The sequence below is a fragment of the Methanosaeta sp. UBA458 genome (assembly GCF_002496085.1).
GTDB classification, from domain to species: domain Archaea; phylum Halobacteriota; class Methanosarcinia; order Methanotrichales; family Methanotrichaceae; genus Methanothrix; species Methanothrix soehngenii.
In genome coordinates, this window is record NZ_DAIK01000030.1 from 1 (window position 1) to 2,170 (window position 2,170).

A 2,170-nucleotide genomic window follows, 5' to 3' on the forward strand; every position below is an offset into this window, starting at 1 on the left:
CTCCCGAGACGATAATCATCACATACCTGCAAAAGAACCTTGATGCTGACGTCAAGATAGTGCAGTTTGCTCCCGTCCTGTATGAGATCAGGACCAACGTCACCAGGGAATCCCTTGATGCCCTTCTCGCTCCGGTAGGAGGAAAGGTGCCCACTGGCGAGGATACCTTCGTCGAGGGGCTGACCAAGGACACCGTGGAAGAGACTAAAAGGGTTCTTGACTCCAAGCTCAACCGCCTGGGACTGCAGGACATCAGAGTGAGGATGGTGGATAACAAGTACATCCTCATCGACCTTGCGGGAATGGACGTGGCCTCAGCTCAGGATGTGGTGGGCAAGCCTGGCAAGTTCGAGATAAGGATCCAGACTGAGGACAACCAGACCATGCATGTCATCTATGGTGATGCAGTTGAGTCTGTGGATATCCCCAGAGGAGACCAGCAGGGCAATTGGGGAGTGCCCTTCACCCTATCCGAGGAGGGGTCGGCAGCCTTTCAGAAAGCAGCCATAGACACGGGCGCGGTCAAGAATCCCGAAGCTCACCCCATAACCATGTACCTGGATAAGGATCCCATCTTCAGCGCACCCTTATCGCCAGAGCTGGCGAGCAGTCTGCAGAAGGTCCCCTCTCGCGGGCTGGAGGCGCGCGTGGGCGCAGGAGATGAGGGCTCCCAGGATGCAAAGGAGCTTCAAATTCACCTCCAGGAAGGCGCTCTGCCGGTCAATGTGGAGATCGTGGGATCAGGACAGGTATCTGCCGCTCTGGGCAAGCAGTTCAAGATCCAGATGGTGATCGCAGGCCTGATCGCCCTCCTAGCAGTTGCGGGCATGATATACTACCGCTACCGTGAGAGGAGAATAGTTCTGCCCATGCTCTTTACCTCGCTGAGCGAGGTGGCGATAATGCTGGGAGTCTGGTCCCTGGCCAAATGGCAGCTCGATCTGGCCAGCCTGGCCGGCATCATCATGGTGATAGGGACGGGCGTCGATCAGCTGGTCATCATCACCGATGAGGTGATCCGAGGAGGCGAAGCAGCGCCAGCTGCATCCGACCGGAGCATAAAGGAGAGGGCAGCGGAGGCGGCAGAGAAGGCAGGCGTGGGCAAAGTGGCTGCCACCACCAGCAAGATCTATTTGAGCCGGCTGTCCCGGGCCTTTGCCATAATCCTGGGCGCAGCAGCGACGACGATCGTGGCCATGCTGCCGCTTCTCTATATGGGATTCGGTGCCTTGACCGGATTCGCCCTGATCATCATCATTGGAGTGGTCCTGGGAACGCTGGTGGCCAGGCCTGCCTATGGCAGAATCATAGGCTACATCCTGGGCACACACTAGACGGAAAAGAAGTGGAATCAGGAGAGGTTATCGGCTGCAGGCCGGAAGATGGTCTGCATGCCAATTATTTTTGCTCTATTTTTTAATCATTCCATTGATGGCCGCTCCGGCGAAAGCTGCACCTATGACGATGTTCAAGAAATAGGTGATCAAGCGCCACAGGACGATGAGAGGCAGCAGCAAGGCAGGAGAGACAAAGGTGGAATAAAGGTAGCTCATCCCCAGCTCGGCTATGCCGCTGGCTCCAGGGGTCAACGGCAAGAGGCTCAATATCGCCAGGATGTTCTGGGCGGTGACTGAGAGGAGAATGCTAGGGTCCTGAGCCATACCCGCCAATAAGGCAGAGGGAACCAGAAAATCGCTAAACCAGATTAATGCCGTCATCACCACCAGTACCGGCAAACAACGCATTGTCTCTTTAGCAAGCTGAATTCCTGCGTCCCTGAATAGCCATATCTCCCGCTCTATGGTGAGGACGATGGCTCGGTTGCCGGTCTTCTTCTTGATCCACTCCATCAGACGAGCAACCCTCTTCGGCCGGATGATGAGCTGCCTGAGAAATGCCAGGAAAACCAGGAGAAAGAGCAGGAATATCGCTCCAACCTTCAGGCCGAATCCGGCGAAAAAGCCGGAGACCATGAGAAAAAAGGCCAGCGAGGTCAAAAAGAATATGCTGTCAAGTAGCCTCTCGCTTATCACCACCGCCGTCGCAGCACCATAGCTCATGCCATCATCTGCCAGGACCTTGATTCGCAGGGGCTCTCCTCCAGCAGAGGATGGAGTGATAGCGGCAAGGAAGTTCGAGGCCAGGGTGCATCTGAAGGAGAGAGGGAAGG

2 protein-coding genes are annotated in these 2,170 nt (G+C 55.9%); one reads left to right on the forward strand and one right to left on the reverse strand.

The window, feature by feature from the left end:
- A partial coding sequence (locus BP822_RS01880) for a preprotein translocase subunit SecD (RefSeq protein WP_286877594.1) occupies window positions 1-1,334 on the forward strand: 1,334 nt, incomplete at its 5' end.
- Window positions 1,335-1,409: 75 nt separating this feature from the next.
- On the opposite strand, the gene BP822_RS01885 is transcribed toward BP822_RS01880, so the two are convergent.
- The coding region (locus BP822_RS01885) for a lysylphosphatidylglycerol synthase transmembrane domain-containing protein (protein WP_286877595.1) at window positions 1,410-2,170 on the reverse strand (761 nt) is incomplete at its 5' end.